Consider the following 19137-nt stretch of genomic DNA (forward strand, 5'->3'; position numbering starts at 1 on the left):
TCCGTTCTCCGTGTGCGTGTGCGTGTGCTGTGCGTCTGCCGTCTCAGGCAAGCTTTAAAGGCAACCTGCGCAAGCGCTGGCCGGTCAGCGCGAACACCGCGTTCGCCACGGCCGGCGCGACCGGCGGCACCCCCGGCTCGCCGACGCCTTGCGGATGCATCTGGCTCGGCATGATGTCGGTCTCGATGACCGGACAGTCGTTCATCCGCACCACCGGGTAGTCGACAAAGTTCTTCTGCTGCACCTGGCCACCGTCGATCACAATCGCGTCCTGCAGCGCGGTGGAAAGGCCGAACACGATCCCGCTTTCCATCTGCTGGCGGATCAGGTTGGGATTCACCGGCAAGCCGCAGTCAATCACGCAGATCACCCGGTGCACGCGAATCCGTTTGTCCGGTGCGAGCGACACCTCCGCCACTTGCGCGACGACGCTGCCGAACGCCTCGTGCAGCGCCACGCCACGCGCTCGCGGTGCGCCATCGGCCGCATGGGTCAATGGATGCCCCCATGCCGACAAGACCGCCACGCGCCGCAACACGGCCAGATGGCGCGGATGCCGCGCGAGCAGCGCGGTACGAAACGCAATCGGGTCCTGGCCCACGGCCGCGGCCAGTTCGTCGGTAAAACTCTCGGTGAAAAACGCCTGATGCGAATGGCCAACCGAGCGCCAGAAGCCGACCGGCACCGGCAACTCGACGATTTTGTGCGCGACGCGCGCGGTGGGCCATTCATAGGGTTGATCGAAGGCGCCTTCGCAAGTGGTCTTGTCGATCGGAATACGTGGCACACCGTAGTAACGCACAAGCGACTCCGGCACGATGGCCTGACCCGCCGACGTGGCATGCCACGCCACCAGCCTGCCGTCCTTGTCGAAACCGCCTTTCAGCCGGGACACGCACGCCGGACGATAGAAGTCGTGCGTAAAGTCTTGCGCGCGCGACCAGATCGTTTGCACCGGATGTCCGCCGCCTTCGCGCGCAATCGCCGCCGCCTGCGAGATGAAATCGAGCTCCAGCCGCCGGCCGAACGCGCCGCCGATCAATTGGGTCTGCATGTCGACCTTATCGACATCGATATCCAGCACTTTCGCGACGTGATGTTGCGCGAGGCCGGGCATTTGCGTCGAGACCCAGACGGTGGCCGCGCCGTCCGCCACCTGCACCGTGCAATTGACCGGCTCGACCGCGCCATGCGCGAGATACGGCGCATGGTATTCAGCGCTGACGGTGTGCGCCGCACCGCTCAAGGCCGCATCGACGTTGCCGAGATGGTAGTAGGCGTGGCCGTCGCTGTCGTCCAGTGCCGCCATGAGACGGGAGTCCACTTGCGCGCTCGACAGATTCGCCGCCGGACCCTCGTGCCAGTTCACCTTGATCGCGCTGACCGCGTTCATCGCGCGAAACGCATTGTCGGCGATTACCGCGACACCGCCGGTCCCGCCGTTGTAGGGTGCCACCGCAAATGCCTTGATAAAGCCGGGCATTGTTTTGGCCGCCGAAGCATCGAAATTCGCTACCGTGCCGCCCAGCGTCGGGCACATCACGACGCTGGCGTACAGCAGGCCGTCGGGTAAGACGTCGATGCCGAAGCGCGCCGAGCCGTTGATTTTTGACGCAGCCTCGATACGCCGCACCGGTTTGCCGATCAACTTGAAGTTGGCGGGATCCTTTAGCGTGACCTTGCGCGGCAGCGACTGTTGCGCGGCCTCCACCGACAGTTCGCCGAAGCTCGCCTGATGGCTGGACGCATGCCGCACGTAGCCGCCTTGCGTGCGGCACTCGCCGGGCGGCACCTTCCATCGCGCCGCCGCCGCGCCGATCAGCATCATCCGTGCCGAAGCGCCGGCTTCACGCATCGGCGTCCATAGATCGTTAATGCTCGACGAGCCGCCAGTCATCATCGTGCCGCCTTCGCGCACCAGCTTGCGGGTCATCCACACAGCGACGCGTTTGATCTCGCTGTCGTCGTCCGGGCGAAACGGCAGATCGTCGATGATGTTCTGCACGCTGTTATAAATCTTGTCGATCGGCGCATTCTCCACCCGCACCTGCGACCAGTCGGCGTCCAGTTCTTCGGCCAGCAGCATGGCAAGGCCGGTGTGAATACCCTGCCCCATTTCCGCCTTGGACATCATGATCGTCACGCTGTTATCCGTGGCGATCTTGACCCAGCCGTTGAGCGCCACCTGGGTCCCGTCCACCGGCAAGGGCGTGGAGGTGGTCAGGCGCTGCCCGGGCGGCAGCACCGACCAGCCGACCAGCAGCACCCCGACAGCGCCGACGCCGCCGAGCAGAAAGGTTCTGCGCTTTACCATGACATGACTCGCTCCGCGTGCACGAAGGCAGAAAAGCTGCGAAAGCGCCGCTTGGCGCCGGAGGCCACTTCTTCGGAACAGTAATAAGACGCGCGAGTGCGGGCTCGACTGAAAGCTCGCGCGCTTTAAGCACTTGGAGCGGTGAGTGGGCGGAAGGTCGCCATGGACGGAAGGCGCAACCCGTGTGTCATTTCATTAAATGTCATTGGAGACACAACGGCACGCTGCAATGCAAACTGGACTACGCGGGCACGTGACCGTGCCCAGGGTTAGTAGAGACATGAGCCATCAGATGATGACGCTCCGTTCCTTAGCGCCGGTTCGACCCCGACACCACATCGATCCACACGGCCAGCACCAGAATGCTGCCCTTCACGATCATCTGCCAGTACGCGTCGACATCGAGCATCGACATGCCGTTGTCGAGGCTCGCCATCACCAGCGCGCCGATCAACGCGCCATAGACCGTGCCGGAACCGCCGCGCATCGACGTGCCGCCAATAAAGCACGCCGCAATCGCGTCGAGTTCGCCCATCGAGCCCGCAGACGGCGAGCCTGCCGCTAGCCGCGCCGTATTCACGATTCCGCCGAACGCGCACATCAGCCCCATCAGCGCGAAAATGGCCAGCTTTACGCGATTCGTATTCACCCCGGACAGCCGGGTCGCTTCGAGATTCGACCCAACCGCATAGATGCGGCGGCCAAACACGGTCTGCGTGGCAATCCACGTGAAAATGCCCAGCAGCGCGAGCAGCAAGAGAACCGGCACCGGAATGCCGCCGTAACGGTCGAGCGTGGCGACGAACGCGGCGAGAATCACGCCCGCGCCAACCACCTTCACGACGTCCTGCCACACCGGCACGACGGTCAACTGATAGCGCTCGCGGTTGCGCCGCTGCCGCACCGTCAGAAAGGCCAGCAACAGGAACAGCACGACGGCGAGCGTGTCGCCCGCGAGGCGCGGCAAATACCCCTGACCGACAAACACGAAACCGTCCGAGACGGGCGCGATTGTCGAGCCGCCCGTGACGCCAAGCAGAATGCCGCGATACGCCAGCATGCCGCCGAGGCCGACAATAAATGACGGCACGCGCCGGTAAGTCGACCACCAGCCGTTGAACATCCCAACCAGCACACCGAGCAGCATCACGACAGGCAGCGTGACACCGATCGGCCAGTGCCGGTTGACGTCGAGAATCGCCGCAACGCCGCCGAGCAGACCGAGCAATGATCCGACCGACAGATCGATCTCACCGGCGATGATCACGAACACCATGCCGCACGCGAGCATGCCGGTGATCGACATCTGCCGCAACAGATTCGACAGATTGCGTGGCGTGACAAACGCGCCATGCGTCAGAGCCGAAAAGAAAATCCAGATGACGGCCACGGCGATCAGCAGCGCCAGAATCTTGTAGCGCGCGAACAGTTGCTGAATGCGCTGCGGACCGCCGAATGCGCCTCGCGGCACGGCCTCGTCGGCGCGTTGGGAAGTGACGTCGGGAGTCATGCGGCACTCGCTGCGGTTGGGTTCGGGGATCGCTGCACGGGAAGAATCGCGGCGCTGAGAATGTCCTCCTGCGTGAGACCGTGGTTGACGAAATCGCCACGCAGTTCGCCTTCGCCGATCACCAGCACGCGATCGCTGATGCCAAGCACTTCAGGCAATTCGGACGACACCATCACGATCGACATGCCGCGCAGCGCCAGTTGGAAAATCAGCTTGTAGATTTCGTATTTCGCGCCGACATCGACGCCCCGCGTCGGTTCGTCGAGAATCAGCACTTTCGGGTCGGTCAGCAGCATGCGCGTCAACACGGCTTTCTGCTGATTGCCACCAGACAGGCTCGCGATCGACAGCATCGGATGCGCCGCGCGCACCGACAGCCGCTTCATCTCCGTGTGGATCGTATCGAGCTCGGCAGCGGAATCGATCCGGCCGCCAGTAGCAAAGCGCTGCAATACCGCAAGCGTAATGTTGTGGCCCACGCTCAGACCCGGCACGATGCCATGGCGCTTGCGATCCTCAGGCACCATGCCGATGCCCGCGCGAATCGCATCGATGGGCGCGCGAATCTTCAGCGGCTTGCCCTCCATCACCACTGTCGCCTCGCTCACGCCCGGATAGGCGCCGAAGACCGCCTGCATCAACTCCGTGCGCCCCGCGCCGACTAGCCCGGCCACGCCAAGTATCTCGCCACGCCGCAGCGCGAACGACACGTCGTTCACCCGCTTACGGCGCGGATTGGTGACGTCGAAGCAGGTTACGTGGCGCGCTTCGAAAATCACGTCGCCTATCGGATGCGGCTCGCGCGGAAACAGATTCCTGATCTCGCGGCCTACCATCAGCGAGATGATGCGGTCAGTGGTCAACGCGCGCATCGGCTCTGTTGCGACATGGCGGCCATCGCGAATCACGCTGATCGTGTCGCACACGGCTTCCACTTCATCGAGTTTGTGCGAAATATACACACAGGCCACGCCGCGCCGCTTCAGATCGCGCACGATGTCCAGCAAAATGCGTATTTCAGACGCGGTCAGTGACGACGACGGTTCATCCAGAATCAGCAGCTTCGCACGCTTGTTCAACGCCTTCGCAATCTCGATCAGTTGCTGATGGCCGCCCCCGTAGTTCATCACCGGCTGCGCGGCGTTGATGCCGTTTATGCCGAGCTCGCGCAGCAGTTCGTCGGCACGCTGATACATCGCGGCGTAATTCATCCGGCCGCCGGGCAACGTGATCTCATTGCCGAGGAAAATGTTCTCCGCCACCGACAACTCCGGCACCAGCATTAATTCCTGATGAATGATGATGATGCCGGCGCGTTCGGTATCGCGCACGCTGGCGGCCTTCAACGGCTGGCCTTCCCAGATTATTTCGCCTTCCCAGGTACCGTGCGGATAAACGCCGGACAGCACTTTCATCAGCGTCGATTTGCCTGCGCCGTTCTCACCACACAAGCCGACGCATTCGCCCGGCGCCACCGTCAGGTCGATGCCATCGAGCGCCTTCACGCCTGAAAACGCCTTGACGATGCCGCGCATCGTCAGCAATGGTTGCGTCATTCGCTATGCCTCGCTGCAAGGCGCGCGGCGAAACCGATGCGCGTAACACGCACCGACCCCCGCCGCACACTCGTTACGCTCATTGGCTCGCGAGCTGGGCCTGGGTATAAAAGCCGTCCTTGACGACTACATCGACATTGCTCCTGGTAAGCAAGGTGGGTTGCAGCAACACCGTGTCAACTTTCTTCTTGCCGTTGTCATATTGCGAGTTAAAAGCCGGTTTCTCGCCCTTCGCAAGCGCGACAGAGAGTTTGGCGGCTTCGCCCGCAATCAGCTTGAGCGGCTTGTACACGGTCATGGTCTGCGTGCCGGCGATGACGCGCTTCACTGCGGCGAGGTCGGCGTCCTGACCCGATACCGGCACCTTGCCGGCCATATGTTGCGCGGCGAGCGCCTGGATCGCGCCGCCCGCCGTGCCGTCGTTCGACGCGACGATGGCATCGATCTTGTTGTTATTCGCCGTCAGTGCGTCTTCAACGATACGCAAAGCGGTCGAAGCACTCCACTCAGGCACCCATTGCTGACCGACGACCTTGATATCGCCCTTATCCATCGCGGGCTTCAATATCTTTAACTGGCCTTCGCGCAGCATTTTCGCGTTGTTGTCGGTCGGCGCGCCGCCCAGCAGGAAGTAGTTGCCCTTCGGCTGCGCGTTGAAGACCCCCTGCGCCTGCAACTCGCCCACCTTTTCGTTATCGAACGAAATATACGCATCCACATCGGCATCGAGAATCAGCCGGTCATATGAGACCACCTTGATGCCCGCTTTTTTCGCTTCGGCAACCACGTTGCCCAGCGTCTTCGAGTTGAAAGGCACGATCACAATCACATCGACGCCGCGCGAGATCAGGTTCTCGATCTGCGAGATCTGCCGCTCCTCGCTCGCATCGGCCGATTGCACCGACACTTTCGCGCCGAGCTTTTCCGCTGCTGCAACGAAATAATCGCGATCGCGCGACCAGCGCTCGACGCGCAGATCGTCGATACAGAAACCGATTTCCGGATGATCCTTGCTTGCGTGCGCGAGCGGCGCAACAAGCGACAGGCTGGCGAGCACCGCTCCACATACGAGCGAACTCAGAACGGTACGGCGCGTTGCGAATTTCATATCTGTCTCCTTCTTGTAATAGCCGGAATACCGGATTGGACGGCCTGCGCTGCGAGCCGCATAGCCGGACAAGCGACAACCCAAAGCTCCTGTTTGTCGCGCGGTCAACGTGGCCGCGCGATTCTTCTAATGTGTGACTGCCCACCGTTCGCGGCGGGCACTGCGACGCGCGTCAGCGTCCGCTGTAGATGGCCTGGTTCACGACGTTTTCCAGCTGCTCCTGATGACCGCTCGCGTGCTGTGGATTCAGGCCGCGCGTCAACGCGTCCGCGGCCAGCGTCGACAGCGAAAAATCACCCGACAGGATCTTGCGGCCGAATTCCGTATCCCAGCCCGCGTAGCGCTGGCGTTTGAACGCTTCGAGACGATCGTTCCCGATCAGCACCGCTGCGCGCTCGACGGCGAGCGCGAGGTTATCGATTGCGCCGATGTGACCGTAGAACAGATCTTCCGCGTCCACGCTCTGCCGCCGCACCTTCGCGTCGAAGTTCATGCCGCCGGTCGTAAAGCCGCCATGCTTGAGAATTTCGTAGAAAGCGAGCGTGAGTTCCTCGACGCTGTTCGGGAACTGATCGGTATCCCAGCCGTTCTGCGGATCGCCGCGATTCGCATCGACGCTACCGAAAATACCGAGCGCAAACGCCGTGGCGATTTCGTGATGAAACGAGTGGCCAGCCAGCGTGGCGTGATTGGCCTCGATATTCACGCGAATCTCTTTCTCCAGGCCGTGTTGCAGCAGGAAGCCGTGTACGGTCGCGACGTCGTAGTCGTATTGATGCTTGGTCGGCTCCTGCGGCTTCGGTTCGATCAGCAAGGCACCTTTGAAGCCGATCTTGTGCTTGTGGTCGACCACCATATGGAGAAAACGGGCGAACTGGTCGCGTTCGCGCGGCAGGTCGGTATTGAGCAACGTGTCGTAGCCTTCGCGGCCACCCCACAATACGTAATTCTCGCCACCAAGCCGTTGCGTCGCGTCGAGCGCGTGGCGCACCTGAGTGGCGGCAAAAGCAAAGATCTCCGGATCCGGACTGGTCGCGGCGCCCGCCGCGTAACGCGGGTGCGAGAACAGGTTGGCCGTGCCCCACAGAAGCTTGATGCCGCTATCCTGCTGCTTGCGCGCCAGATAGTCCGTAATGCGGGAAAAATTCTCGCTGTATTCCTTCAGACTCGCGCCTTCCGGTGCGACGTCGGTATCGTGAAACGTGTAGTACGGTGTGCCGAGCTTAGAAAACAGTTCGAATGCCGAATCGGCTTTTTGATGCGCCCGCTCCATCGCATCGCCGGCTTGCTGCCAGGGACGCCGAAATGTTCCTTGCCCGAAAATATCCACGCCGGGCCAAACGAAGGTATGCCAGTAACACACCGCAATGCGAAGGTGTTCTTCTAGCGTCTTGCCGAGTACATGCCGGGTTTTGTCGTAGTGGCGATACGCAAGCGGATTATCCGATTGCGGGCCTTCGTAGCGGATCTCGGGAATGTGTTCGAAATAGGACATCAGCGTCTCCTGTTTATGCTGCATTGCAACCCACGCGACATTGCCGCATCGGCCGACAAGGTGACGCCATGCTGACGCTTGCACGATGCCTCGGCAATTGCGAAATTGCGCAGCGTGCTTGATGTTTCTTACCGCCCGCGCGTTTGTTTCGCACCGGCGAGAGATTCGGGGCCTAGAATAACCAGACGCTTAAAAAACGGTGCAGCCTTCCGGGCGCACTCAACAGGAGACGATGGCGTGACGGGTCTGCCGATCCGCGCGCCGCCCACCACCATGACCCGCCCGCAAACACCACAGACGACCCATCGGATCGCCCTGCTGTTCAACGCGAACAAGGTGTACGACCGCGAGATCATCACCGGCATCGGCAACTATCTGCTGTCCACACGCGTGGCGTGGGACCTCTTCCTGGAAGAGGATTTCCGGTGCCGGCTCACGGGCATCGAGCGCTTCGACGGCGACGGTATCATCGCGGATTTCGACGACCCCGCAGTGGGCGAAGCGTTGCGCGATTGTCCGTTACCGGTGGTAGCAGTGGGCTCGTCGTTTGAAGATCCGGCGCACTACCCTCCGGACTTACCCTATATCGCTACCGATAACGCGAAACTCATCTCGCTCGCTTACACGCATCTGATCGGCGCAGGGCTCGAGCACTTCGCTTTGTATAGCCTGCCGCAAGCGCAGGAGAATCGCTGGGCCCAGCAACGCGAACTTGCGTTCGCGCATCTGCGCAAAGCGGACGGCCACAGCGCCGAGCAGATCGACACCGAGATCTATCGCGGTCTGTCCACCAGCGCGCCGTCGTGGAATCAGGCGACCGAGCAACTCACCGCGTGGCTGCGGCAGTTGCCCAAGCCGGTCGGCATCATCGCCGTGACTGACGCCCGCGCCCGGCATCTGTTGCAGGCCTGTCTGATCGCGGGTATTCCCGTGCCGGAAGAAGTGGCGATCATCGGTATCGACAACGATCCGCTCACGCGGACGCTGACCCGTATACCGCTTTCGTCGGTGATTCAGGGTACCGACGAAATGGGTCGTACGGCCGCCCACCTATTGCATCAGATGCTGCGTGGCGCGCGTTTTCCGGGGCGACGCATTCTGGTGCCGCCGGTCGGCATCAACGTGCTCGAATCGACCAGGCACCAGCCGCTCGCAAGCCCGTATGTGATGCGTGCCCGGCACTTTATCCGGCAATACGCCTGCCAGGGGATTCGCACCGAACAGGTTGCCGATTATGTCGGCGTGTCGCGATCGTCGCTTGAAGAGTACTTCCGGCGCGAACTGCAGTGCACGGTGCATCAGGAAATCCTGCGCCACAAACTCGATGTCGCCAAAGCACTGCTTGCCAGACGCGACGCGTCGAGCGCCGAAGTGGCCATCCGTTGCGGCTTCACGTCGTTGCAGTACATGTACGCGGTGTTTCGCCGCGAACTCGGTTGTACGCCGCGCGAATATCAGGAACGAGCGAATTCGACGGTAGCGCCGGGCTGAGCGTGCCTTTTCTCCTTTATCCCGACCGACGACATGATCAGCATCGCACCACTTTCTTCTGAGCCCTGGGGCGCGTTGCCCGGCGGCGATCCCGTGCGGCTCTTCACGCTGCGCAACGCGCATGGCATGAAGGTCGCCATCAGCGATCTCGGCGCGACACTGGTCTCGTGGCTCGCGCCGGACCGCGCGGGACGTCTGGGCGATATCCTGCTCGGCCACGACACCCCCGCCGAATACGTCGCGGCGACCACCTATATGGGCGGCCTGATCGGCCGGTGGGCCAACCGTATCGCCGACGCACGCTTCACGCTCGACGGCATCGAGTACACGCTCGATCGCAATGAAGGCTCGAACCTGCTGCACGGCGGCACACTGGGTTTTCATCGTGCGCTGTGGGACGTGAGCGAAGACAACGGTGCACTGGTCATGCGTCTCGACTCGCCCGAAGGCGACGCCGGCTTTCCCGGCAACGTGACGGTGCAGGTGCGCTACACGCTCGACGACGACGGCACGCTGACCATCGCCTATGAGGCCGTGACCGATGCGCCGACGCCGCTCAATCTGACGAGTCATCCCTACTTCAACCTGACAGGACGTCCAGGCATCGACATTCGCGGTCACGTATTGTCGATCGACGCGGACCAGTTCTTCGAGGTCGACTCAGCGATGATTCCGTGCAAGCTCGCCGAAGTCGCCGGCAATGCGTTCGACTTCCGGCAAAGCGCACCGATCGGCGCGCGTCTGGACTGGCCGCATGCGCAACTGGCGACGGCTAAGGGCTTCGATCATTGCTACGTGTTGCGCGACACGTCTGGCGCGTTGTCAGCAAGCACGCCAACCGTGCGCGAGGTGGCCTGGGCCTACGACCCGGGCAGCGGACGCGAATTGACCGTCTCGACCGACCAGCGCGGCCTGCAGTTCTATACCGGCAACTGGTTGAATGGCGACGCGGGTCGCGGCGGCGTCGCGTATCAACCGCACGCCGGCTTATGTCTCGAAGCGGGTGGCTACCCCAATCAGCTCAATATGGCTGATCAGGAAACGGTCATCGTACGGGCCGGTAATGCGTACCGTCAGGTGACGACGTACAGGGTCGGCGTACGTTCTGGAATCTGAAGTAATCCTTCATATCCCTATGCGTGCCATTACATAACGCCGACTTATCGTTTGCTGCAACACTGAATTCCGTGATTAGGGGTTTCCCCTGGGGCATCCGCTTCCTAGAATCTCTCCATAGGTCGCCGCACACATGTTGTGGCGCTACATAAAACAATCCTTGGAGGGAAGCGTCATGAAATCGCTCATTAAAGCAGTCGCACTGGCAATCGTTCTTGCAGCCCCGGTGGTGTCGTTCGCGCAATCCGAACAGCCGCTGACGCGCGCGGAAGTGAAAGCCCAGTTGGTCCAGCTCGAAAAAGCGGGTTACAAGCCTGCTGTCGCAACCGACGCAACCTACCCCGCGGATATTCAGGCCGCCGAAGCACGCGTTGCCGCGCAAAACGCGACCAGCTATGGGCCCGCTGTAAGCGGTTCGTCGCAATCGGGTCACAGTGCCGATCCGACGAACAACAATCAGTAAGCGTCAGTGAACGATGGTCCGAGAATGGCGGTCGCGCTGCTGTCTTTGCGTTGTCTAATGCGAGCGCATGGTTTTACATGCGCTCGCAAGCGTACTTAATGGACGTGTGCGCGCTTACGCGCCGCTCGCGATCGGTGCCTCAAGAAGACAATCGAACTCCCGCGCAAAATCGACAGAGACGCGCGCGTGGACGGCGCCCTGCTTGTCAAAGAACCGCTGCGTCCCTTCAAGCGTGAACACACCTTCATGCCAGATGTTTGGATGAATGTAGAGACCCTGCTTTCCATCGAAGCGAAAGCACACGAACTTCTCCGGCGTAACGTCGTCCCCCGGCAAGGCCAGTGGAACGTAGAACGGGCGGTGGTCGAGCGGAAACAACAGTTGTCCGCCGTCGGGGTGGTAGTTCGCGTGCCACAGCAACATACGGTCTGGCGCATTGGCGTGGTCGTCGCGAGCCGCTTCAGGCTCTTTCGCGTACGCGAGAATGTAGTTGCCGCCCACGGCTTCATTGCGACCGTAGAGAATGTCCCCGCGCCATTCGCTGACAAACGTGCCTTCGGTGGTGCCTGCTTCATCACCGGTTCCGGGGTCTACGGGCCTTGATCCGAGCGCCGGCCACCGCACAATCTCGATCGGGCACTCGCTCGGATCTGTCACGAGCCGGCCAAATCCATCAAGCGTTGCAGGGGTGGCGTCGACCACGGGCATTGACACGCGCCGAAGGCCGGCAGGAAGGGCGGGGTTGAGATAGTCGATTTCTTGGGACATCGCCATAGTTTCTTGGGAAATCGGCTTAGTTTACACGAGCCGACCATCCGGCCACAGATGCTCGAGCAACTCGAGCGATCGAGACTTCCCGTCGTTTCCGATGGGAAAAGTTGGTCACTATTCCACCAGAAACGCCGTTCGATCCACTCGTCGCCAGCGAGGCGTCCATTGAACGACCGGCATGCCCGCCTTAAGGCGGCCAACCGCCGCCCGCCCACTCAAATGTTATTATCGGAAACACGACCCGCCTTTCAAGGCGCGCAATCAAGACGCTGGACCCCATGGACACCCACCTCACGAAACCCGTCGATCAATCCACCACCGACCTCGGCCGCCGGGTTCGCGCCGCCCGCCAGGCGCAGGATTTGACCCTGGAAACCGCGAGCCGCCTGTGCGGCGTGTCGCGCTCGACGCTCTCGAAAGTGGAAAACGGCCTGATGTCGCCGACTTTCGACGTTCTGCAAAAAATCGTCCTTGGTCTGAAGATCGAAATTGGTGAGCTGTTCGGCTCCACGCCGAAAGTCAGCGCCAGCGGCCGGCGTGCCCTGACGCGCAAAGACGCGGGCCAGCGCCACGCCTATCGCGGCTACCAGATGGAATTGCTCGCCACCGATCTGGCGCACAAGGCGATGCTGCCGTTCCGCATCCGCATCTCCGCGCACACGCTCGACGCGTTCGACGACTGGGGACGCCACGAAGGCGAAGAATTCCTGTACGTGATCAGCGGCAGCGTGTGCCTCTATTCGGAGTTGTACGCGCCAACGCATCTGAACGCCGGCGACAGCCTGTATTTCGACAGCCGCACCGGCCACGCCGCGGTCTCCACCAGCGACGAAGACGCGGAAGTCTTGTGGATGGCGACCAGCGCCGACATCCCGCCGGTCGCGGCAGTCGCGCCAGCCGATACGCCTAAAAAATAGCGTCCATGTCCGTGAACGCGCGGCGCTTTATCGCGCCGCCAGCGCCCGCTGCGCCAGTTGCGCGATATGCAGCGCGTGTTGCCCGGTCCCCTGCTCGATCTGCTCACGGCAACTAAAGCCGTTGGTCAGCACGATCGTTGCGGCATTCGCCGCCGTGGCGTCGCGCACGGCTGGAAATAGTGTGTCTTCGCCGATCTTTTCTGAAAGCGCGTGATGCTCGTCGTTGAAACCGAACGATCCCGCCATGCCGCAGCATCCTGTGTCGAGCAATTTCCACTTCACGCCGAGTTTGTTCAGCAGCGCGGTATCGCCTTGCATGCCGAACAGCGCCTTCTGGTGACAATGCCCATGCACGATCACATCGGCGGCGAGCGTCGGCCAATCGAACGGCTGGCGTGCGACAAAATCGGAAAACAGGAAAGTCTGCGCCGACAGCTTTTTGGCCAGCGTGTGACCGGGGAGTTGCTTCAGCAGTTCATCCTTGAACACGGATAAGCATCCGGGTTCGAGACCGACCAGTGGCACGCCAGCGGCAATATCGTCCGCGAGATCGTCGAGAATATGCGTGAGCAATTCACGCGCACGGTCGAGCAAGCCGAAGTCATACAGCGGACGCCCGCAGCACAAACGGTTCTTGGGCAACACGACGTGCCAGCCCAATTGCGTCAACACATCGGCAGCAGCTTGCGCGATCTCGGGCGTGAAGTGATCGTTAAAGGTATCCACCCACAGGATGACTTTCTTGACCTCGCCACGACTACGAGCGTCACGCTCTGCCTGCGGCGAGCGCCGCGCGATCTGCCGGTAGGTGTGCGTCGCGAACTTCGGTAATTCACGCGCTTGCGCAACACCCGCGATCCACTTGCCCACCGAAGACAACCCCGGCGCCGACGTCATGAAGTTCGTCAGACGCGGAAAGCGCGCCGCCCACGGCGCCCATTCGCCGATACGTCCCATGAACCACGCCTCGCGCGGACGACGATTCGTCTCGTAGTAATGCGAAAGAAATTCCGCTTTGTACGAAGCCATATCCGTATGCGTCGGGCAGTCGGATTTGCAGCCCTTGCACGCGAGACAGGTATCGAGTGCCTCTTTCACTTCGCGGCTGTTCCAGCCGTCCGCGATCACATCGCCTTGGAGCATTTCCCAGAACAGATGCGCACGGCCACGCGTCGAATATTTCTCTTCACGCGTCGCGCGATAGCTCGGGCACATCGTGCCGCCGTCGAGCGAACGGCACTTGCCCATGCCGATGCATCGCTCGATCTCGCGCTGGAAACCGTCGCCTTCCTGGCTGGCGAAAGTCAGCTTCGTTTGCAAAGTGACCGGCTTGTACGTTGGCCCCATCCGCAGGTTTTCGTCGACACGATAGGCATGGACGACTTTGCCGGGATTCAGCCGGTTGGCCGGGTCCCAGATTGCCTTGAACTGCTCCATCGCCTGCATCAGTTCTGGGCCGTACATGATCGGCAGAAACTCGGCCTTGGCCTGGCCGTCGCCATGTTCGCCCGATAGCGAGCCGCCGAATTCGACCACCAGTTCCGCCGCCTCACGCAGAAACTTTCGCCATGTCGCAACACCTGCGGCGCTGCGTAGATCGAAGGTAATGCGCGCGTGCACGCAACCATCGCCGAAATGACCGTACAGACTGGTTTCGTAACCGTAGCGATCCACCAGCGCCTGAAACGCGCGCAGATAATCGCCGAGACGCAGTGGATCGACCGCCGCGTCTTCCCAACCGACCATCGGATCAGGCGTGCCGGCATCGACGGACAACGCCACCGCCGACGCCCCCGTCTCGCGGATCGACCACACCTTCGCCTGCAACGCGCGGTCTTCGACGAGCATCGCCGACACGTTCGGCCCGGCTTCGCCCGAAGCAAAAAATGCCGCGGCGGTTTGCGCCTGGCGCACGGCATCGTCTTGCGTATCCGCGCCGAATTCGAGCACGACCCATGCGTCGCCCGCCGGCAGCAACGCAATCTCGTCCTTCTTCAAACCGCGCGCCTGCAAGCCGCGGATGATCGCGCGGTCGAGTCCCTCGATCGCGATCGGCGAAAAGCGCATGAAATGCGGCACGGCGTCCGCCGCGGTGTAGATATCGGTGAAGCCCACCACCACGATCACGCGCTTCGCCGGACTCTTCACGAGCCGCACTTTCGCCTGCAAGGTCAGCGCGCACGTGCCCTCGGTGCCGACCAGCGCACGCGCGACGTTAAAGCCGTTCTCGGGCAACAGTTGATCGAGATTGAAGCCCGACACGCGCCGCTTGATCTGCGGGAATTTCGCGCGGATCAGATCGGCGTAAGTGTCGCGCAGTTGTTTGAGCGCCGCGTAGATTTCTCCCTGACGGCCGCCTGCCGCGATGATGCGTTGAAGTTCGTCGTCCGAAGTCGGGCCGACCCAGAAACGCGCGCCGTCGTAGGTCGCGATTTCCAGCGCCTCAATGTTCTCGACGGTCTTGCCGGCCATCACCGAATGCGCGCCGCACGAGTTGTTGGCGATCATGCCGCCGAGCGTGCAGCGGCTGTGCGTGGCGGGATCGGGCGCGAACGTGAGGCCGTATTGCTCGGCGGCGTCGCGCAAGGTGTCGCACACCACGCCGGGCTCCACGATGCCCACACGCGCGGCGCGATCGATCGAGACGACGCGGTTCACATACTTGCTCGCGTCGGCGATCACCGCGACGTTCACGCATTGGCCGTTCTGCGATGTGCCGCCGCCGCGCGCGAGGAACGGCACGTCGTTGCGACGGCAGGTGGCGAGCGTCTGAAGCAGATCGTCGACGTCCGCTGGCACGACGACAGCAAGCGGGACCTGCCGATAGTTCGATGCATCCGACGCATACACCGCTTTCGAGCCCTGATCGAAGCGCACTTCGCCACGCACGCTGCGGCGCAAGTCGGCTTCGAGCGCCTGCATCAACGCGGTGGTGCCGGCAAAAGGCGTGGCGACGCTCGGCTTCTGCAAGCCGCGGTGCGCCGCATCGTCTGACGCGTGGATGTTCGCGCTCTGCTCTTCATCGATTGACGTTCCCACTGCGCCTCTCATGTGTTCGGGCCCACCGTCTTGTGCCGCAGCCCCACGCTCACGCCGCCTGACTGGCGGTCATCCTGAAGATGCCCTGGGCGTTGCCCGCGTCGAAACGCAGGTCGGTTTCCCAGCGGCGCGCGTCCTGATCGAACGTGCGTTTGCGCGTGATGAATTCGTAGAACGAACCCGGCACCTCGCGCGTCACGAGACTGCCGTCGGCCGCACGGAATTCGCGCCGCACGATGTCCGCACGATACGCGGTCTGAAACACGCGGCCCGAGCGCGAGCGCTCGACTTCCGGCTTCATCGGACGGCCCTTGGCCTTTTCGTCGTCGGAGAGTTTGAATACGTCCGCGACGCGATCGGTGGCGTGATTGAAGGCGTTGCCTTCCGTCGCGATCCACGCCATTTCCGCCGATTCCTTCAACAATACTTCGTAATCGGCCTCGCGTGGCGTCTCGTGCTGCCGCGCAAATGCGCCGACGATCACCGGCAGCAACGCGTGTGCCGCGTCGAGCGGCAGCACGCCTTCGCGTTCGAGCTCCCACAACTGAGCCACGGCTTGCGGCGTCAACGGATCGCGCGAAGCGCCGATGACATTCGTCACGGCCTGCTGGAACCCCGCTGAAAAGCGCTCCGGATGCAATTCGCTGACGAAGAACTGCGCAATCTCGTCGGGCGCGTCGTCGTGCGCCCACGCGCGGCCGGTCATGCCGAGGCGGTCGAGCGGATAGCGGCCGTTAATGCTGAAGCCGAGCGGCCGCAGGATGCGCGCGAAGGCGGCTTCACCCGGCGGCAGCGCGCCGCTGTGCGCCCAGCGCACGGTGCGCAACGCGCCGTGGTCGAAGTACACGCTGCCACCGGCGGCAATCGTCTCCTGCGTGTACACGCGGCCGTTCGCCGAACGCGCCAGCAGGTCTTCGAACAACGCCATATTCATCGCCTGGGCGAGTTCGGCGCGCGTTACCACGCCGTCTTCCCATTCGTTAAGAATCTGCGGATGGTTCAACGTGGCAAATAGCACCGCGGTCTTGTCGGGACCCAGCAGTTTCAGCAACAGTTGTTCGACATTCGCATTCTTGAGGTTTCGCATATCGGTTCTCGGCGTGGCGCGGTCAGTACGCGTTCGGGTGCTTGCAGCGGATTAATGGGCGCGGCTGCAAGGCACAAGCGCGGCATCGTTGAAGACGAGATTATTCAAATCCCCGAGGTCGCCGTAAAGCGAGATAAAATCGCCACTTGATGCGTTTTTGGAATCATCGTGCGAAAGTTCAAGATCCCCAACATGGGCGCCCTGCTTGCTTTCGAGGCCGCCGCGCGGCACGAAAGCTTCACGCATGCGGCACGCGAGCTGTTTCTCACCGAAAGCGCGGTGTCCCGGCAGATCAATACGCTGGAGACGAATCTCGGTGTACGGCTATTCGTGCGCGTCAAACAGCGCGTGGTGCTGACCAAGGCGGGCAAGGTTTATAGCGCGCAGGTGCGGCGCTCGCTGGAGCAACTGGACCGCGACACGCTGTCGATCATCGCGCACGGCAGCGGCGGCGGTTATCTGGAGTTGGCGGTGCTGCCGACTTTCGCGTCGCAATGGCTGATTCCGCGGCTGGCGGCGTTTAACGCGCAGCATCCGGATGTGCGGGTCAATATGGGCGTGCGGACCGGCACTTTCCCGTTCGCGGATACGCATTTCGAAGCGGCGATTCACTACGGCAAGCCGACCTGGCCGGGTACGTCAGCGGATTTTCTGTTCCGCGAAGAGGTCGTGCCGGTGTGCGCGGCGAGTCTTCTGAAGCAGCCGGTGTCATCCGCCGCCGATCTTCTGGACTATCCGCTGCTGCACTCCACCACGCGGCCCGACGGCTGGGCGGCATGGTTCGCCAACCTCGGCGTGGACGACAACCGCACCATGCAAGGCGTGCGCTATGAACTCCACACAATGCTGATTAGCGCCGCCGCGGCCGGCCTCGGCATTGCGCTGGTGCCGCGCTTTTTTGTCGACGCACAACTCGAGCAGCTCGGACTCGTGATGCCGCTCGACGCGCCCGCGGTTGCCGATTCGGCGTACTACCTCGTCTATCCGACCGAGTTGAGCCACGGCAAACCGCTCGCCAGCTTCCGCGACTGGCTGTTGCGGGAAGCCGCCGCGTTTGGCGCGGTGAATCCCGAACTCGCCGCCAAACGCGATTCCGACTAGGCGCCGGCCGGCTGGCGGGCCTGCGCCAACGCGCTCAGATTGCCTTCGCCGAAGCCGTGGTGACCTTGCCGCTGCACGATCTCGAAGAAAATCTCACCTGCGCGACGGCGCACAAAGGTCTGGAAGAACAGGAGCGGCACGCCGTCGGCGCCGATCTCGCCGTCCACCAGAACGTGCGTGCGCTTGAGCCGTTCGACGTCGAGCCCATGGCCGGGCAAACGGGCACCGAGCTGCTCGTAGTAGCGCGGCGGCGGCTCGACGAATTCGACGCCGTTCGCCAGCAATTGCTCGACGCACGCAAAGATATCGTCGGTGGCGAGCGCGATATGCTGCACGCCTTCGCCCGGATGATCCGGCAGATATTCGTGCATCAGCGCCGTGCGGCGCGTGCCTTCCTCATACAACGGAATACGGATCGCGCCGCACGGCGACACCATCACGCGCGATTCCGCCGACACATGCCAGTTCGCGTGTAACTCGTGGATTTCGCGGAAATTGAGCAGGTCGCGATAGAAATCGAGCCACTCCTGCATCCGCCCCTCGCCGACCGTTTGCGTCAGATGATCAACCGCGACGAGGCCCGTGCCCGCATGGCTCAGATCGGCGTGCGCGGTATCGATCTGGATGGGCCGGAAGTCGATATCGAAGATCGAGATGTCGCCCAGGCCGCCGCGCTGGCCGCCACGGCCGCGCCAACGGTCGACGAAATAGATGTGGGAGTCGCCAATGCCCTGGATCGCTGGAATCAGCAGCTCGCCAGTCCCGAGCCGCTCGCCTTCGAACGCCCACGCGCCGAGTTCGATCGCGCGATCGAAGGCGCGCTGTGCGTCGGCCACGCGAATTCCGATCGCGCAGATGCCGGTGCCGTATTCTTCGGCGTAGCGCGCCGCGAAAGAATCCGGCTCGGCGTTAAGCAGAAATTGCATCTCGCCCTGGCGATACAGCGTGACGTCCTTGCTGATGTGGCGCGCGATCGCCTTGAAGCCGAGTTTCGTGAAGATCTCGCTCAGCACCTGTGGCTCGCGCGCGGCGAACTCCACGAATTCGAGGCCGGCGGTGCCGAGCGGATTGTGCTCAGGAACCGACACGGCGCGTAGCGCGGTGTCTGGAGTGGGCAAGTCGCTGGGCATGGCAATCTCCTTGTACAGTCTTTCGACGCTGATCCTAGT

At 62.3% G+C, this 19137-nt stretch carries 14 protein-coding genes; 5 read left to right on the top strand and 9 right to left on the bottom strand.

Going from position 1 to position 19137, the window contains the following annotated elements; all coding sequences use genetic code 11:
* Positions 1 to 43: 43 nt before the first annotated feature.
* The 5 genes from PQR27_RS31235 to xylA all read right to left on the bottom strand — a co-directional run bounded on the left by PQR27_RS31235 (position 44) and on the right by xylA (position 7983).
* The gene (locus tag PQR27_RS31235; protein WP_408527426.1) at positions 44 to 2314 is read right to left on the bottom strand and encodes a xanthine dehydrogenase family protein molybdopterin-binding subunit; all 2271 of its coding nucleotides are present in this window, start codon (positions 2312 to 2314) and stop codon (positions 44 to 46) included.
* Between the two features lie 310 nt (positions 2315 to 2624).
* Complete coding sequence (locus tag PQR27_RS31240) at positions 2625 to 3824, bottom strand: sugar ABC transporter permease (protein ID WP_408527427.1); 1200 nt, start codon at positions 3822 to 3824, stop codon at positions 2625 to 2627.
* A complete protein-coding gene (gene xylG, locus PQR27_RS31245; RefSeq protein ID WP_408527428.1) occupies positions 3821 to 5380 on the bottom strand; it encodes a D-xylose ABC transporter ATP-binding protein in 1560 nt (519 codons plus the stop codon). The genes PQR27_RS31240 and xylG overlap by 4 nt, the downstream gene beginning before the upstream one ends.
* 79 nt (positions 5381 to 5459) lie before the next feature.
* The gene (xylF, locus tag PQR27_RS31250) at positions 5460 to 6488 is read right to left on the bottom strand and encodes a D-xylose ABC transporter substrate-binding protein (RefSeq protein WP_408527429.1); all 1029 of its coding nucleotides are present in this window, start codon (positions 6486 to 6488) and stop codon (positions 5460 to 5462) included.
* 172 nt (positions 6489 to 6660) lie between these two features.
* A complete protein-coding gene (gene xylA / locus PQR27_RS31255; protein ID WP_408527430.1) occupies positions 6661 to 7983 on the bottom strand; it encodes a xylose isomerase in 1323 nt (440 codons plus the stop codon).
* Between the two features lie 273 nt (positions 7984 to 8256).
* On the opposite strand from xylA, the gene PQR27_RS31260 reads away from it, so the two are divergent.
* The 3 genes from PQR27_RS31260 to PQR27_RS31270 all read left to right on the top strand — a co-directional run bounded on the left by PQR27_RS31260 (position 8257) and on the right by PQR27_RS31270 (position 11053).
* Positions 8257 to 9474, top strand: coding sequence for a XylR family transcriptional regulator (locus PQR27_RS31260; RefSeq protein ID WP_408528364.1), 1218 nt, complete (start codon positions 8257 to 8259; stop codon positions 9472 to 9474).
* A gap of 33 nt (positions 9475 to 9507) precedes the next feature.
* Positions 9508 to 10590 carry an aldose epimerase family protein gene (locus tag PQR27_RS31265; RefSeq protein ID WP_408527431.1) on the top strand — a complete coding sequence of 361 codons (1083 nt, stop codon included), beginning with the start codon at positions 9508 to 9510 and terminating at the stop codon, positions 10588 to 10590.
* Between the two features lie 175 nt (positions 10591 to 10765).
* Positions 10766 to 11053, top strand: coding sequence for a DUF4148 domain-containing protein (locus PQR27_RS31270; RefSeq protein ID WP_408527432.1), 288 nt, complete (start codon positions 10766 to 10768; stop codon positions 11051 to 11053).
* Positions 11054 to 11167: 114 nt separating this feature from the next.
* Here the strand turns inward: PQR27_RS31270 and PQR27_RS31275 are convergent, their stop codons facing one another.
* Positions 11168 to 11821, bottom strand: a complete 654-nt coding sequence (locus PQR27_RS31275) for an ureidoglycolate lyase (RefSeq protein WP_408527433.1) — start codon at positions 11819 to 11821, stop codon at positions 11168 to 11170.
* Positions 11822 to 12102: 281 nt separating this feature from the next.
* Between PQR27_RS31275 and PQR27_RS31280 the strand changes: the two genes are divergently transcribed.
* Positions 12103 to 12741, top strand: a complete 639-nt coding sequence (locus PQR27_RS31280; protein ID WP_408527434.1) for a helix-turn-helix domain-containing protein — start codon at positions 12103 to 12105, stop codon at positions 12739 to 12741.
* Between the two features lie 27 nt (positions 12742 to 12768).
* Here PQR27_RS31280 and PQR27_RS31285 read toward each other — a convergent pair whose 3' ends face one another.
* Positions 12769 to 15780, bottom strand: coding sequence for an FAD-binding and (Fe-S)-binding domain-containing protein (locus PQR27_RS31285; protein WP_408527435.1), 3012 nt, complete (start codon positions 15778 to 15780; stop codon positions 12769 to 12771).
* Positions 15781 to 15829: 49 nt separating this feature from the next.
* Positions 15830 to 16867: a DUF1338 domain-containing protein gene (locus PQR27_RS31290; RefSeq protein ID WP_408527436.1), complete on the bottom strand. Its 1038-nt coding sequence runs from the start codon at positions 16865 to 16867 to the stop codon at positions 15830 to 15832.
* Between the two features lie 168 nt (positions 16868 to 17035).
* Here PQR27_RS31290 and PQR27_RS31295 point away from each other — a divergent pair, with 168 nt between their 5' ends.
* A complete protein-coding gene (locus tag PQR27_RS31295; RefSeq protein ID WP_408527437.1) occupies positions 17036 to 17968 on the top strand; it encodes a LysR substrate-binding domain-containing protein in 933 nt (310 codons plus the stop codon).
* Here PQR27_RS31295 and PQR27_RS31300 read toward each other — a convergent pair.
* Entirely contained in the window at positions 17965 to 19098 is a 1134-nt protein-coding gene (locus PQR27_RS31300) for a 4-hydroxyphenylpyruvate dioxygenase family protein (RefSeq protein WP_408527438.1), read from the bottom strand. The two genes, PQR27_RS31295 and PQR27_RS31300, sit on opposite strands and share 4 nt — an antisense overlap.
* Positions 19099 to 19137: the final 39 nt, after the last annotated feature.

Origin of the sequence: Paraburkholderia fungorum, assembly GCF_046027215.1 — a bacterium.
Classification (GTDB): Bacteria; Pseudomonadota; Gammaproteobacteria; order Burkholderiales; family Burkholderiaceae; genus Paraburkholderia; species Paraburkholderia fungorum_D.

Excerpts from the sequence above, each read along its gene's own strand:
- PQR27_RS31235 (WP_408527426.1), bottom strand. The coding sequence starts at position 2,314 with ATGGTAAAGCGCAGAACCTTTCTGCTCGGCGGCGTCGGCGCTGTCGGG.
- PQR27_RS31240 (WP_408527427.1), bottom strand. The coding sequence starts at position 3,824 with ATGACTCCCGACGTCACTTCCCAACGCGCCGACGAGGCCGTGCCGCGA.
- xylG (WP_408527428.1), bottom strand. The coding sequence starts at position 5,380 with ATGACGCAACCATTGCTGACGATGCGCGGCATCGTCAAGGCGTTTTCA.
- xylF (WP_408527429.1), bottom strand. The coding sequence starts at position 6,488 with ATGAAATTCGCAACGCGCCGTACCGTTCTGAGTTCGCTCGTATGTGGA.
- xylA (WP_408527430.1), bottom strand. The coding sequence starts at position 7,983 with ATGTCCTATTTCGAACACATTCCCGAGATCCGCTACGAAGGCCCGCAA.
- PQR27_RS31260 (WP_408528364.1), top strand. The coding sequence starts at position 8,257 with ATGACCCGCCCGCAAACACCACAGACGACCCATCGGATCGCCCTGCTG.
- PQR27_RS31265 (WP_408527431.1), top strand. The coding sequence starts at position 9,508 with ATGATCAGCATCGCACCACTTTCTTCTGAGCCCTGGGGCGCGTTGCCC.
- PQR27_RS31270 (WP_408527432.1), top strand. The coding sequence starts at position 10,766 with ATGAAATCGCTCATTAAAGCAGTCGCACTGGCAATCGTTCTTGCAGCC.
- PQR27_RS31275 (WP_408527433.1), bottom strand. The coding sequence starts at position 11,821 with ATGTCCCAAGAAATCGACTATCTCAACCCCGCCCTTCCTGCCGGCCTT.
- PQR27_RS31280 (WP_408527434.1), top strand. The coding sequence starts at position 12,103 with ATGGACACCCACCTCACGAAACCCGTCGATCAATCCACCACCGACCTC.
- PQR27_RS31290 (WP_408527436.1), bottom strand. The coding sequence starts at position 16,867 with ATGCGAAACCTCAAGAATGCGAATGTCGAACAACTGTTGCTGAAACTG.
- PQR27_RS31300 (WP_408527438.1), bottom strand. The coding sequence starts at position 19,098 with ATGCCCAGCGACTTGCCCACTCCAGACACCGCGCTACGCGCCGTGTCG.